The organism is Nocardia sp. NPDC041819 (assembly GCF_055590505.1).
The window spans coordinates 110,499-123,626 of record NZ_JBVJAP010000014.1 but is presented as its reverse complement, the minus strand read 5'-3'; the positions used below and the strand labels follow the sequence as shown (position 1 = coordinate 123,626).

Genomic DNA, 13,128 nt, shown 5'->3' with positions numbered 1-13,128 from the left:
CGGTTCGGACGCTCGTCGGGGCCTACGGCGCCGACGTGTCCCGCCAAGCGAGAGCCCTGGCATAGGCTGCGTCGAACCACGGTTCCTTGACGCCGAGGTAGGCGGCGGTCGCCTCCGCGCCCGTCAGCCCCGCCGCCTCGGCTTCGCCCGCGCGCTTGACGGCGAGGTACTCCGCGCGCGCCTCGTCGTCCGCGCGCAGCCAATCCCCCAGCAGCAGCGCGTACTGCTGCCCGGGTGATCCCTCGGCGCGCACGTGCACGTTGGCCAACCGGCCCGGGTCGGCGTTCTGGTGGAAACGCTTGGTCCACAGCGCGGTATCGACGCCCGCCGGGTCCTGCGGTGTCGGCTTGGGATTGTCCTGGGTGGCCTCCGGCCGCACCGGGAATCCGGCCGCGCCGAGGGCGGCGCGCAAACCGTCGGCGGCGGCCAGATCGGCGACCGTGATCTGCAGATCGATCACGTCCTTGGCGGGCAACCCCGGTATCGAGGTGGACCCGACGTGGTCGATGCGCGACGCGGCGCTGCCGCAGGCGACCCACAGCCGGGCGATCAGCCGCTGCGCCTGCGCGGGCCAGGCCGGATCGGCGGGCACGAGCCGGATGCCGTCGCGGCGGGCGGGTGTCCCGGCACGCAGGTTGCGCTCGAACGGCACCAAACGCTCGGCCCACAGCCTGCGCACCTCGGCCTCGACGACACCGGGTGCGCCACTGTTGTCCAGCAACACATCGGCGACGGCTCGGCGTTGTTCATCGGTGGCCTGCGCCGAGATACGCGCCCGCGCATCGGCTTCGGCCACACCACGAAATTCCACCAGGCGGCGAATACGTGTTTCGGCGTCGACGTCGACGATCAGCACGAGATTCATCAGCGGCGCGAGGCCGTTTTCCACCAGAAGCGGAATATCCTGCACCACAATGGCGTCCGCGGGCGCGGCCCCGATCAATTCCGCGGTGCGCTTTCCCACGAGCGGGTGGGTGATCGAATTCAGTTTCGCGCGCGCCGCGTCGTCACCGAAGGCTTTGGCCGCCAGGGCAGGCCGGTCGAGGCTGCCGTCCGCGGCGAGAATGTCGGCGCCGAACGCCTCGACCAGAGCGGCCAGCCCCTCGGTGCCCGGTTCGACCACCTCCCGGGCGATCAGGTCGGAGTCGATGACCACCGCGCCCAGGTCGGCGAGTGCCCGAGCCACCGTAGACTTCCCCGCGCCCATGCCTCCGGTGAGGCCGATTCGTAACATTCGACCAGTCTCGCATCCGGCCCGCGCGCGGGCATCCGCCGCCCCGATCGGGTCCCGACCCGCGGGAACGGAGGATCCGGCCGATTACCCGATGGGCCCGCGCATTCCACCACCGGTGGCGCCCTTTGCCCGATCCGTGACTGCGCCGAGACCGATTCGCAACAATTCCGGAAGTTTACGGTTCGACCGCGGCGACTTTCCGACACGCCGAGGCAATTACTCGGGCAAAATACTCTGCCCCGCAGTTTCGTTCCGCTAATCTTCGCCGTGGCGATCCAGGCCGACACCAGCGAAGCAAAGGAACACCATTGGGCACCAGAATCAACCAGACGGGTCGCCACCGCCTGGGCATGGCGGGGCGAGTGCACTGCATTCACATCCCTGCTGTCGCGGCGGCGCTCGCCGAGCACCGCCGCTCTTGGTTCACCGCGTTCATCAGTCCCGCGCGGCACAGTTTCGCTGCCATGCGGAACCGTCCGGCCGCACCCGCGGTCCGGTGGGTACCTGCTACCGCAAGCTGAACCCGAGTTCGAAGTGGCCCAGCCTCTCGCCAAGGCTGGGCCACTGTTTTGCGTGCCCGGAGCACGGTCGGGAATGAAGTAGAGCACCGTCCGACATCACCGTTCGTCGGCCGGCAAAATTTCACCGAAGAATTCCCATGACCGAGCGACGAGCACGCGGGGCACCGCCACGGAGGCCGGACTACGCGGGCGCTCGATTCCATTTCGGACGACAATCGCCGCGGGCGAGATAGTTCCCGCACCCCCAGGACGATTTTCTCGCTAATCGCGGCACCGCGCGAAAGACCGCGAAACAGCGGCATCCTTGGTCGCCATTTCGATGTGCCGTGTTTCGCATACCGCGTACGAGCACGAGCTGCCGGGTCGTCAGGGAGCCCGGCATACACCGATGACGGCAAATTTCCGGACACGGCCACCGATCCGAGCTCATTTCCGCACCACTCGGCGGCCGGACACCGGACGCTCCTGCAGTGACCGCCCAGCGGCGACCAGACCGACGGGCTCAGCCGGTCGTCACCCGTCGCAGCAGCCCGTACAGCTGCTTGCGCTCCGCCTCGTCGAGCACGGCCAGCGCGGGTACGTCGCCGAACACCTCCCGGTCGAGCGTTTTCCGCAGCTCCTCCCCCCGGTCGGTGAGCGTCAACAGACGCGCACGGCGATCGGACGGGTGAATCTCCTTACGCACCAAGCCCAGTGCCTCCAGGCGATCCACCACGCTCGCGGTGTTCGACAGGTCGGCACCCAGCTGGAGGGACAGATCTTTCGGTGTCAGCGGCGTCGCCAATCGCCCCAGGGCTTTCGCCTGTGCCGGCGTCACGCCCAAACGTGCTGTGGCGGCGGCGAAATGCGTGCGCACCAAGCCGACCGCACGCTGCAGCACGTCGACCAACTCCGCCGTGCTCGGCGTCTCCCGGGGTTCGCTCACCCGCCCAGCCTACCCAGAGCCGAAACAATTGGTGGTTGACCACCAGTATGTGCCGATGCCATGATAGCGCAGACATTAGTGGTGCACCACCAATAAGAGGACAGTATGACCGCTCCGACTATCGCGCCGCGCACGAGGCCGACGGCCTATTCGGCGTTGACCCTGCTGTGCACGGTCCAGATGATGCTGAATCTCGACGACACCGTGGTGAACGTCGCGCTTCCCACGATCCAGCGCTCGCTCGGCATGTCCGAGAGCGCGCTGACCTGGGTCGTCAACGCCTACCTCCTGCTGTTCGGAGGTTTCTTGATCCTCGGCGGCCGGTGCGCCGATCTGTTCGGCGGCAGACGCGTCTTCCTGGTGGGCGTCACCGTCTTCGCGGCCTCGTCGCTGACCACAGGTCTCGCCCAGAACGAGGTCATGCTCGTCGCGAGCCGTGCGGGGCAGGGAATCGGCGGCGCGCTCGCCAGTCCGGCGGCGCTCAGCATCGTCGCGGGGTTGTTCACCGATCCGCGGGCACGCAGTCGCGCCTTGGGTATCTGGGCCGGCCTCGGCGGCCTGGCCGCCACGCTCGGCGTGGTGCTCTCCGGAGTCATCACCCAGTACGCGAGCTGGCGCTGGTGCTTCTTGATCAATGTGCCGATCGCGCTGGTCGCGCTGATCGCGATCCCCCGGCTGGTCACCTCGGAGGCCCGCATGACCGGAGGCAGGCCGCGCGTCGACGGGCTCGGCGCTGCCCTGATCACCGGTGCTGTCGCGGCCTTCGACCTCGGGCTGATCGACAGCGGCCGGGCCGCCTGGCCGACGACGGCGTTGCGCCTGAGTGCCGGCCTGCTGCTGTTGATCGCGTTCGTCGTGCGCGAACGGCGCCACGAATCACCGCTGGTACCCCTGTCGTTCTTCCGTGATCGCGATCGCGCCGTCGCCAATACGGCCAATGTCATGTTCTGCTCGGCGATCCTGTCGATGCTGTTCTTCCTCACCCTCCATCTGCAGCAGGTCATGCACTACACCCCGGCTCGCACCGGCGCGGCGTGGCTGCCGTTCTGCGCGTCGGTGATCGCGGGCTTCGCGACCTCGGCGACCCTGACCCCACGCCTGGGCGTCCGCACGGTACTGACCACCGCCATGGTCGCCTGCGGCCTGGGCATGCTCGCGCTGTCGCGCCTGTCACCGACCGATGGATACCTGGAGCTACTGCCGGGCATGCTGGCCGCCGGATTCGGCATGGGCTTGGCGTTCGTATCGATCACCATCGCCGCTGTCGGCGAAACCCACGAGGACATCACCGGTTTGGCCTCCGGACTGGTGACCACCACCCAACAACTCGGCGGCGCTTTCGGACTGGGGTCGCTCAGCACCCTCGCGATCCACCGGAGCACCGCGTCGCTGGCGTCGGGGACGCCCGTCGAGGCCGCCCTCACTCAGGGTTTCCGGCTCGCGTTCGAAGCCGGCTCGGCGATTCTCGCTCTGGCTGCGCTGCTCGTCGGAGTCGGCATCACAGCCGGAGCCGGTACCGCCCCGGCGCCGACTCGGTGACTCCGCGCCCTCGAGGCGCCGAATGATCGCCGGAGGGCGGAAAGACCGACGACGAGGCATCCACGGGAAGCCTCGTCGAAGGTGCGCCACCGGTGCGAATCTCGGATCACGCCACCGTCGAGTGCAGCTGACGAGGAGGATTCGGCAGACCCAAAGCGGTGTTGAGCCGGTAGGCCCCGCCCAGGCCGTGGAAGATCGCCATGCTCAGACCGCCCAGGCCGATCCCCACCGCGCCTGCCCAGGGATGCCTCGGCAGATCGGCCCAGGACGCGATCATCGCCGTCAGCAGCAGTCCGAGGAATCCGGCCACGGCGTTGCGGACCGGCGCGTTACCCGTCACGTTCGGGAACTCCTCTCCCATCATGCCTTTCACGAAGTGCGGAACGGCGTTCACCCCGAGGATCCCGACGACCAGCGACAGCGCCGCGGTGGACCACATCGGAACCACCTCACTTTCCAATTCAGTCAACAGTTGTAGACCGAAACCTACCGCCGCGCGACTATTGAGTCAACAGACGTAGACTGAATTCATGGATTCGACCCCCACGCGCGCTCAGCAACGCCGGAACACCGAGAACCGGATCCTGGCGGCGGCGGGCCGGTTGTTCGCGGAGATCGGATACGACCGGACGACCATCCGCGCCGTCGCGACGGAGGCGGACACCGATCCCAGCCTGGTGATGCGCTATTTCGGGTCCAAGGAGAATCTGTTCGCGCGCGTCGCGGTCTTCGCCGACGACCACCCGATCACCGGTACGCCGGAGCAGGTGGCCGAGCTCCTGCTCGACGCGCTCGCCATCAAACTCGCCGACCGGCCGGTCAACACCCTGGCGGCGATCCGCTCGATGCTCACCGTCCCGGAGGCCGCCGACGAGGTGCGCGCGGCCATGACCGCGCGCCAGCGCGAAGCGGCGGGCCAGCTCGCCGACGACGAGGCGGACCTGCGCGCCGGGTTGCTCGGAGCCCTGACCATCGGTGTGGTGATCGGCCGGCACCTGCTCGAACTCGACGGGCTGCGCGACGCGCCGCCGCAACGGATCATCGCTTTGCTGCGGAACGCTTTTCACGACATCGCACATGGCCCCACCGAGCCGGAGTCGCTCGCGACGACGCCGCAGGCCCGCTAGGCCACCGGCCCACTTGGAGAACCGCTTCGGAGGCTCCGCCGACCCGCCTGCACCCTCGGGCTCACTCAAAGCCCGAGCGAGCGGACCAGGTCGCGCATTTCGGCGCGGAAAAGCTTTGCCGGGTCTTGGGATTGCGGGCGCAGATGGCCGTACACCTCGAGCGCGATCGGTCCGTGCATCCGGCCCCACATACGCAGCGCGAGGGCGAGTGCATCGGGAGGCAACTCCGGAAAGCCGGAGCGAACATGCGCGACCAGATCCGGGTCGAAGTCCGACCACGCGCAGTCGTCGGCGGCCTGTGTCACCGCGGCGCGAGGCCACGCGGCGGCCGCGAGACCGACCAGGCCGGTGCAGGCCCGCGATTCCGCCGCGGCGGCGGGTCCGCCGGGCGGCGGCCGATAGCCGGCGACCGGATCCCCGTAGATGAGCCGGAATTCGGCGGGCCGCTGCACCGCCCACGCGCGCACAGCCTCGGCCCAAGCCATGATGCGCCCGGCCGGATCCTCCACCGCCACGGCATCGCGCGCCGCTTCGAGCCGGTCGACCAGGGCGGTGTACACGTCCGAGATGAGCGTGGAGATCAGGTCGTCGCGGGTGGCGAAGTAGCCGTAGATCGCGCCCGCCGTCATGCCCATCTCCCGGGCGATGGCGCGCAACGAGATCGCGTCCGGTCCGCCCTCGGCGAGCAGCCGCATGGCGATCGTCTGGATGTCCTCCAGCGTCTGGGCGCGCAGGCGCTCCCGGCGACTTCTCACGATCTCGGCCACGGTTGACACCCTACAGCGTTCGGCTACTATCTGCCGTATCTAAACTGAACGGCGTGTAGTAAATGAACAATGTTGAGGAGTGCTCGTGGATATCGGGGTTTTCGGGGCTACCGGCGTCATCGGCTCCCGCGTCGTCACCGAAGCAGTGCGGCGGGGGCATCGGGTCACCGCCTTCACGCGCGATGCGGCGCGCTTCCCTGCCCGCCGCGGGGAGGAGACGTGGGCAGTGGCCGATTGGCTGGACGCGGGTAGCATCGCGGACGCCATCGCCGGCCTCGACGTAGTTGTGAGCGCGGTGAACGCCGGGCGCGGCATCGCCGACACCATTGCCTCGGCCGACAACTTCGTGGTGGGCGCGCGGGCGATGGTCGCCGCGCTGGACCGGCAGCCACGCGTCCGGTTGATCGCCGTGGGCGGCGCGGGCAGCTTGGAAGTCACGCCGGGCACGCAATTGCTCGACACCGGTGCGCAATTCACTCGCACCCTCACCGAAGTCCTCGACGTGCCCGTGGAGTACGCCCAGGTGGTACGCGCGCTACGCGACGCCTTGAACATCTACCGGCTGTCCAACCGCAAATGGACCTACCTGAGCCCCTCCTCGGGGCGGATCAATCCCGGCGAGCGCACCGGCCGCTTCCGGATCGGCGGTGATCAGCTCTTGGTCGGAGGCCCGGACATCTCCGCCGAAGACGTGGCCGTCGCGATCCTCGACGAGGCCGAGCTGCCGCGTTTCGTGCAGCGCCGCTTCACCGTCGGCTACTGAGCGGACGGACCGTACCCGTTTCTGTCGGACCCCTACGGCACAATAGACAGTGTCGGACGTCGATCTGGTTGCCACGCAATGTAATCCGCAACCCGAGAGATAGGGGCCCCCATGCCCGACGTCCAAGCTTCGACGCCCGACCCCCGCGCCGTGGACCACGAGGAACTCGTGGCCTTCGCGGCCGAGGTCGAGCGGCACCGGTCTCTGCTGCGCCACGCCGCGGAGGATTATCGGTGGCGCGTGGCCCAGCGGATCGAGCACTTGGACCCGTCGGACCAAGAGCCGTTCCTGCGGCAGGCGGAGCAATTCGTCGAGTCGCTGATGATCGACCCGATCCGGCACAGCACGCTGGATCTGGATGCCTACCGAGCCATCCGCGACGGCGTACCCGTGCGATTCGACGCCGAACGCCGGGCCTACGTATTGCGTCGTCCGGAGCGGGATCCGCTGGTGATCCGCCCCGGATTGCCGGAGCATCGGCTGGGCATCATCGCCCGGCTGGCCGCGCTCGGTCTGCGGCTGGAGCAAATTCAGGTCGTCGCGCTCACCACCGCGCAGATGGTCGCACCACATGAGGCGGCCGAGCCACCTGAGAAGCTTCCCGAAGTGCAGCGCGGGACGACGAACCCTTCGCGGGGGATTCGCAGGCCGCATCGGCGTAAGCGCCCTGCGGGGCATTGACACCCCACAGAAAACGACTGTGCCCCAACCGGATCCGGTTGGGGCACAGTCGTTCGGACTATTGCCTATCAGGCGTTGCCGGACAGCTTCTCACGCAGAGCCGCCAGCTGGGCGTCGCTCGCCAGCGAACCGCCGGCGGACTCGGCCTGGTTGGCGGAAGACTGCGAACCGCTCTCGGAGGAGTAGTTCGACGCGCCGCTGCCGTTCGCGGCCTCGGCCGCGGCGTCGGCCGCCATCTTCTCCATCTGCGCGGTGTGCATCTTGTGGCGACGCTCCGCCTCGGCGTAGCGGCCTTCCCACTCTTCGCGCTGCTTGTCGAAGCCCTCGAGCCACTCGTTGGTGTCGGGGTCGAAGCCCTCGGGGAAGATGTAGTTGCCCTGCTCGTCGTAGCTGTCGGCCATGCCGTACTTCGACGGGTCGAATTCGGCGTGGTAGTCCTCGTTGGCCTGCTTGAGGCTCAGCGAGATCCGGCGACGCTCCAGGTCGATGTCGATGACCTTGACCATCGCGTCGTCGCCGACGGCCACGACCTGGTCCGGCACCTCGACGTGGCGCTCGGCCAGCTCGGAGATGTGCACCAGGCCCTCGATGCCCTCCTCGACGCGGACGAACGCGCCGAACGGAACGAGCTTGGTGACCTTGCCCGGCACGATCTGGCCGATCGCGTGGGTGCGGGCGAACTGACGCCACGGGTCTTCCTGGGTCGCCTTGAGCGACAGCGAGACGCGCTCGCGGTCCAGATCGACGTCGAGCACCTCGACGGTGACCTCGTTGCCGACCTCGACGACCTCGGACGGGTGGTCGATGTGCTTCCAGGACAGCTCGGAGACGTGCACCAGACCGTCCACGCCGCCCAAGTCGACGAAGGCGCCGAAGTTGACGATCGAGGAGACCACACCCTTGCGGACCTGGCCCTTCTGCAGCTGGTGCAGGAACTCGCTGCGAACCTCGGACTGGGTCTGCTCCAGCCAGGCGCGGCGGGACAGCACGACGTTGTTGCGGTTCTTGTCCAGCTCGATGATCTTGGCCTCGATCTCCTTGCCGACGTACGGCTGGAGATCGCGGACCCGGCGCATCTCGACCAGCGACGCGGGCAGGAAGCCGCGCAGGCCGATGTCGAGGATCAGGCCGCCCTTGACGACCTCGATGACGGTGCCCTTGACGGCCTCGTCCTTCTCCTTGAGCTCCTCGATGGTGCCCCACGCACGCTCGTACTGCGCCCGCTTCTTCGACAGGATCAGGCGGCCTTCCTTGTCCTCCTTCGTGAGAACAAGGGCCTCGACCTCATCACCCACGGAAACGACCTCATTGGGGTCGACGTCGTGCTTGATGGAGAGTTCGCGAGAGGGGATGACGCCTTCGGTCTTGTAACCGATGTCGAGCAGGACCTCGTCGCGATCGACCTTGACGATGGTTCCTTCGACGATGTCGCCGTCGTTGAAGTACTTGATCGTGGCGTCGATGGCGGCGAGGAAATCCTCGGCGGAGCCGATGTCGTTGACGGCTACCTGCGGCGAGGTGACGGTGGTGGGCATATGTCGGTTTGCTCCGGACGGATTGTGGTCGGTTGCGGACATTGGAACTTTCGGTACGCTGCGATCTCACCGCGAGGTGTGAAGACGGACACTTAGGAACGTACCGCACGCGACGCGCGTGAAACTCAGCACGGGTTGAACTTCGGTACGGTTGTACGGAAGACACTCGCGCGTTCAGCGTACGCGACCTCGGTCCGGGCGGGCAAACCGTCGGGTCGCCACGCCGATAGTCTGATCGGCGTGTCGGAAGATCGCCATGCGCAAGCAAACGCACTGCTCGGAACGACGGGCATCGCGCGGACCCGGATCGGATCGGCGGCCAGCAAGCTGGCCAGCCGGCGGTGGTGGGACGCCGACGCCGCCCAATACCACGAGACGCACGCGGAGTTCCTCGGCGTGGACTCCCCCGGCGGCGAGTTCGTGTGGTGCCCGGAGGGCCTGCACGAGGGCGATATGCGATTCCTCGGCGACGTCACCGGCAAGCTGGTGCTGGAGATCGGCTGCGGCTCGGCCCCGTGCGCTCGCTGGCTGGCCGGGCAGGGCGCGCGGCCGGTCGGGCTCGACCTGTCGCGCGGCATGCTGGAGCGGGGCCTGGCGGTGATGGCGCGCGGCGGCCCTCGGGTGCCGCTGGTGCAGGCGGACGCCGAGGCTCTTCCGTTCGCGGACGCGTCGTTCGATCTGGCCTGCTCGGCGTTCGGCGCCGTGCCGTTCGTCGCCGACTCCGGGCTGGTGATGCGGGAGGTCGGGCGGGTGCTGCGACCGGGCGGGCGCTGGGTCTTCTCGGTGAACCACCCGATGCGCTGGATCTTCCCGGACGATCCCGGTCCGGCGGGTCTGACCGCCACCATCCCGTACTTCGACCGCACCCCTTACGTGGAGGTCGACGGCGACGACGTGCCCACCTACGTCGAGCACCACCGGACGATCGGCGACCGGGTCCGGGAGATCGTCGCGGCGGGACTGGTGGTGGAGGACATCGTCGAGCCGGAATGGCCGGAATGGCTCGACCGGGAATGGGGACAGTGGAGCCCGCTGCGCGGCGAGCTGTTCCCCGGCACGGCGATCTTCGTCACGAGGAAGCCCGGACGGTGAGGCGGCGGTCGTCGACCAGCTCGAGAATGGAGACCTCGTGGCTGACCAGCAGCATCTGCGTCCGCGGCAGATCGATGAGCTGGCGCAAACCGTCCCGGAAGGCCTCGGCCTCCGCCGCGGTGTCGAAGTCGAGTTCGACGATCACCCGGTTGGGGTTGTGCGTGAATCGCGCCACGCGGCAGTTGCGGGCTCCCGCCTCCGCGAAGTACTGCTCGAGACCGTCGAACGCAGGCTTCCACGTGTCGTAGTCGCGCACGGTGTCGTCGATGTGCACAATCGTGGTCATCATTGCCCCTTTCGGTGATTGCCGCCCCTTTCGGTGATTGCCCCTTTCGGTGCGGACAGCAGGACAGTCGCTGACACCTAGCCAGTCTTCGCGCCATGGGGCCGGGGCACCATCTCTGATCGGTATCGAGGTCGTGTCACTGCGACTTCGGTTTGCGCCCGGCCTGTTCCAGCGCCAGACGCAGCGCGTACTCGATCTGGGCGTTGATACTGCGCAGGTCGTCGGCCGCCCACTTCGCGATGGCGTCGTGGACGGCCGGGTCCAGGCGTAGCAGCAGCTTCTTGCGCTCAGCCATGGGCCGCCCGCCTCACGAGTACAGCGAACCGGCGTTGACGACGGGCTGGGTGGCGCGATCACCGCACAGCACGACGAGCAGGTTCGACACCATCGCCGCCTTGCGTTCCTCGTCCAGTTCCACCACGCCCTGCTGGGCGAGCCGCTCCAGCGCCAAGCCGACCATACCGACGGCGCCCTCGACGATCCGGGTCCGCGCGGCGACCACCTGGGCGGCCTGCTGGCGGACCAGCATGGCCTGGGCGATCTCGGGCGCGTAGGCGAGGTGGGTGATCCGCGCCTCCAGGACTTCGATACCCGCCATCTCGGTGCGGTCACGCAGTTCGACGGTCAGCTCCTCGGCCACTTCGGCGCCGTCGCGCAGGCTGGTGCGGTCCGCTTCGTGCGCGTCGTAGGGGTGCGTCGTGGCGAGGTGCCGGACGGCGGCCTCGGACTGCGTCTCGACGTACTCCTCGTAGTCGTCGACGGCGAAGGCGGCCTTGAAGCTGTCCACCACCCGGTAGACGACCACCGCGGCGATCTCCACCGGGTTGCCGTCGGCGTCGTTGACCTTGAGCTTCTGGGTCTCGAAGTTCCGCACGCGCAGCGAGATGCTCTTGCGATCGGTCAGCGGGAGCACCGAGAAGAAACCCGGCTCGCTCACCGAGCCGATGTAGCGGCCGAAGAATTGCACCACTTTGGCCTCGTTCGGGTTCACCACGGTCAAGCCGGTCGCCGCCAGCAGCAAGACGACGACCACGACGATCGCCGCCACCGCGCCGGCCACGGCGACGGCGTTGTCGTGCCGGGCGCCCACGACGAAGCCGAGCACCGCGGCGCCGCCGAACAAGAGGGTGAGCAGGAACCACCCCAGCAGCACCAGGAAACCGTTGACGTGGAACGCGGGTCGAAACTGCATGACATCCTCCGAATATCAAAGTGATATCACGAAGATAGCATGGCCCGCCGCGCCACACCAGGCGCGGCGGCGGGATATCACCCGGCGTGCGGCCGGATGTTGCGGTTGAAGCGGAACAGGTTGCGCGGATCGTGCCGGACCTTGAGCGCGGCCAGCCGGGCGTAGGTGTCCGGCCGATAACCCGCGCGGGTCTGCGCCTCGTCCGCGTCGGTGCCGGCGCCGTAGAGGAAATTGAGGCTGTGGCCCAGCGTCCACGGTGTCAGCGCGGCACGGATGCCGGCTCGGGCCGCAGCGCCCTCCGGACCGGTGATGATCCGCACGATGTAGGCGGCTTCGCGATGGTCCACCGCGATTCCGGCGTCGCCCGCACGAGCCAGCGCGCCACCGAGATGACGGACGTCGACAACCGCTCCGGCGCCGGATTCCGGTCCCGCGACCTCGAGCAACGCCTCGGCCGTCTCCTCGGTGAACTCGCCGAGCAGTGCGTTGGTGGCGGCGTAGGCATGCGGGTGGTCGGGGTCGCTGTGGATGGTGTGCGACTCGGTGTACGGCATCGCGCGCAGGTCGTCCTTCAGTCGTTCCCCGACCGCCCGCAGCGGTGCGACCAGACGTTCGCCTTCCTCGGCGAGACCGCTGTACGCGATGCGGATCGAGGCGACGTACCGCCCGCGCATCGGTGCGGGTACCTGCGGGATGTCCGGGAAGGCGAGCATGCTCACCGTCGAGGTCAGTTCTTCCGGCACGGTGGCGGTCCAGCGCCGCCACGCGTCCACCGCCCGCTCGACCAGCGGCGTGTCGAACACGAGCTGTCCGCCGTACACCGTCGTGACCGGGACAAGCCCGACCTCCAGCGCCGTCACCACGCCGAAGTTGCCTCCGCTGCCGAGGACGGCGCCGAACAGCTCGTCGTCCGGTGTCAGCCTGCGCACACGGCCGTCGGCGGTGACCAGCTCGATCGTCCGCACGTGCTCGGCGGCGTACCCGAACTGCCGCGCGAGCAGCCCGACTCCCCCGCCGAGCAGGTAGCCCACCACACCTACCGACGGCGACGAACCGTTCAACGGCGCGAGCCCGTGCTCGGCCGCGGCCTCGACCAGCGCGCCCGCGCGCACCCCCGCGCCGACCTGCGCGGTCCGGCGGGCCGGATCGATCCGGATGCCGGTCATCCGCCGGGTGCTGATCAGCACGCCGCCGTCCGTGGCGACGGACAGGCCGTGGCCGGTGGCCTGCACGGCGATCGGCAGCTCGCGGCGCGCGGCGTACTCCACGGCGGCGCGCACGTCCTCGGCGTGCACCGCGCCGACGATCAACCCCGGCCGGTGCGTGTAGGCGGTCTGGAAGCCGGCGATCTCCGCGTCATAGCCCTCGTCGCCCGGACGGAAGACCGGGCCGGTGAAGATGTCGGCGTTTTCCTTGGCTGCTGCGGCGTTGTTTCCCATGACTTCGACCCTGCTGCACGGGTGTGA

General features: G+C 68.4%; 14 protein-coding genes. 5 read left to right on the top strand and 9 right to left on the bottom strand.

What is annotated here, in order from left to right; translation table 11 throughout:
- Positions 1-22: 22 nt before the first annotated feature.
- Together coaE and ACZ6DL_RS30445 are read right to left on the bottom strand one after the other, a co-directional pair.
- Positions 23-1,234: a dephospho-CoA kinase gene (gene coaE / locus ACZ6DL_RS30450; RefSeq protein ID WP_466056246.1), complete on the bottom strand. Its 1,212-nt coding sequence runs from the start codon at positions 1,232-1,234 to the stop codon at positions 23-25.
- Between the two features lie 1,023 nt (positions 1,235-2,257).
- On the bottom strand, positions 2,258-2,680 hold the full coding sequence (locus ACZ6DL_RS30445) for a MarR family winged helix-turn-helix transcriptional regulator (RefSeq protein ID WP_040866060.1): 423 nt from the start codon (positions 2,678-2,680) through the stop codon (positions 2,258-2,260).
- A 105-nt stretch (positions 2,681-2,785) separates the two neighbouring features.
- Here ACZ6DL_RS30445 and ACZ6DL_RS30440 point away from each other — a divergent pair, with 105 nt between their 5' ends.
- Entirely contained in the window at positions 2,786-4,219 is a 1,434-nt protein-coding gene (locus tag ACZ6DL_RS30440) for an MFS transporter (RefSeq protein ID WP_466056244.1), read from the top strand.
- 106 nt (positions 4,220-4,325) lie between these two features.
- Here the strand turns inward: ACZ6DL_RS30440 and ACZ6DL_RS30435 are convergent, their stop codons facing one another.
- Positions 4,326-4,658: a hypothetical protein gene (locus tag ACZ6DL_RS30435; protein WP_466056243.1), complete on the bottom strand. Its 333-nt coding sequence runs from the start codon at positions 4,656-4,658 to the stop codon at positions 4,326-4,328.
- Between the two features lie 91 nt (positions 4,659-4,749).
- On the opposite strand from ACZ6DL_RS30435, the gene ACZ6DL_RS30430 reads away from it, so the two are divergent.
- A complete protein-coding gene (locus ACZ6DL_RS30430) occupies positions 4,750-5,346 on the top strand; it encodes a TetR/AcrR family transcriptional regulator (RefSeq protein WP_466056241.1) in 597 nt (198 codons plus the stop codon).
- A 65-nt stretch (positions 5,347-5,411) separates the two neighbouring features.
- Here the strand turns inward: ACZ6DL_RS30430 and ACZ6DL_RS30425 are convergent, their stop codons facing one another.
- Positions 5,412-6,113, bottom strand: coding sequence for a TetR/AcrR family transcriptional regulator (locus ACZ6DL_RS30425; RefSeq protein ID WP_466056240.1), 702 nt, complete (start codon positions 6,111-6,113; stop codon positions 5,412-5,414).
- Positions 6,114-6,198: 85 nt separating this feature from the next.
- Here ACZ6DL_RS30425 and ACZ6DL_RS30420 point away from each other — a divergent pair, with 85 nt between their 5' ends.
- Complete coding sequence (locus tag ACZ6DL_RS30420) at positions 6,199-6,876, top strand: NAD(P)-dependent oxidoreductase (RefSeq protein WP_466056238.1); 678 nt, start codon at positions 6,199-6,201, stop codon at positions 6,874-6,876.
- A gap of 111 nt (positions 6,877-6,987) precedes the next feature.
- The gene (locus ACZ6DL_RS30415; RefSeq protein WP_466056237.1) at positions 6,988-7,557 is read left to right on the top strand and encodes a hypothetical protein; all 570 of its coding nucleotides are present in this window, start codon (positions 6,988-6,990) and stop codon (positions 7,555-7,557) included.
- A 68-nt stretch (positions 7,558-7,625) separates the two neighbouring features.
- Here the strand turns inward: ACZ6DL_RS30415 and rpsA are convergent, their stop codons facing one another.
- Positions 7,626-9,092 carry a 30S ribosomal protein S1 gene (gene rpsA / locus ACZ6DL_RS30410; RefSeq protein WP_393238141.1) on the bottom strand — a complete coding sequence of 489 codons (1,467 nt, stop codon included), beginning with the start codon at positions 9,090-9,092 and terminating at the stop codon, positions 7,626-7,628.
- Positions 9,093-9,332: 240 nt separating this feature from the next.
- Between rpsA and ACZ6DL_RS30405 the strand changes: the two genes are divergently transcribed.
- Positions 9,333-10,184: a class I SAM-dependent methyltransferase gene (locus ACZ6DL_RS30405; RefSeq protein ID WP_466056235.1), complete on the top strand. Its 852-nt coding sequence runs from the start codon at positions 9,333-9,335 to the stop codon at positions 10,182-10,184.
- Here ACZ6DL_RS30405 and ACZ6DL_RS30400 read toward each other — a convergent pair.
- The 4 genes from ACZ6DL_RS30400 to ACZ6DL_RS30385 all read right to left on the bottom strand — a co-directional run bounded on the left by ACZ6DL_RS30400 (position 10,162) and on the right by ACZ6DL_RS30385 (position 13,101).
- Positions 10,162-10,470, bottom strand: coding sequence for a hypothetical protein (locus ACZ6DL_RS30400; protein ID WP_396987044.1), 309 nt, complete (start codon positions 10,468-10,470; stop codon positions 10,162-10,164). The genes ACZ6DL_RS30405 and ACZ6DL_RS30400 overlap by 23 nt on opposite strands.
- A 136-nt stretch (positions 10,471-10,606) precedes the next feature.
- Positions 10,607-10,765 (bottom strand): type II toxin-antitoxin system antitoxin, encoded by a 159-nt coding sequence (locus ACZ6DL_RS30395; RefSeq protein WP_168434213.1) that lies wholly within the window; start codon positions 10,763-10,765, stop codon positions 10,607-10,609.
- A gap of 12 nt (positions 10,766-10,777) precedes the next feature.
- Positions 10,778-11,662 (bottom strand): SPFH domain-containing protein, encoded by an 885-nt coding sequence (locus ACZ6DL_RS30390; RefSeq protein WP_466056233.1) that lies wholly within the window; start codon positions 11,660-11,662, stop codon positions 10,778-10,780.
- Positions 11,663-11,739: 77 nt separating this feature from the next.
- Complete coding sequence (locus tag ACZ6DL_RS30385; protein WP_466056231.1) at positions 11,740-13,101, bottom strand: FAD-binding oxidoreductase; 1,362 nt, start codon at positions 13,099-13,101, stop codon at positions 11,740-11,742.
- Positions 13,102-13,128 lie beyond the last annotated feature (27 nt).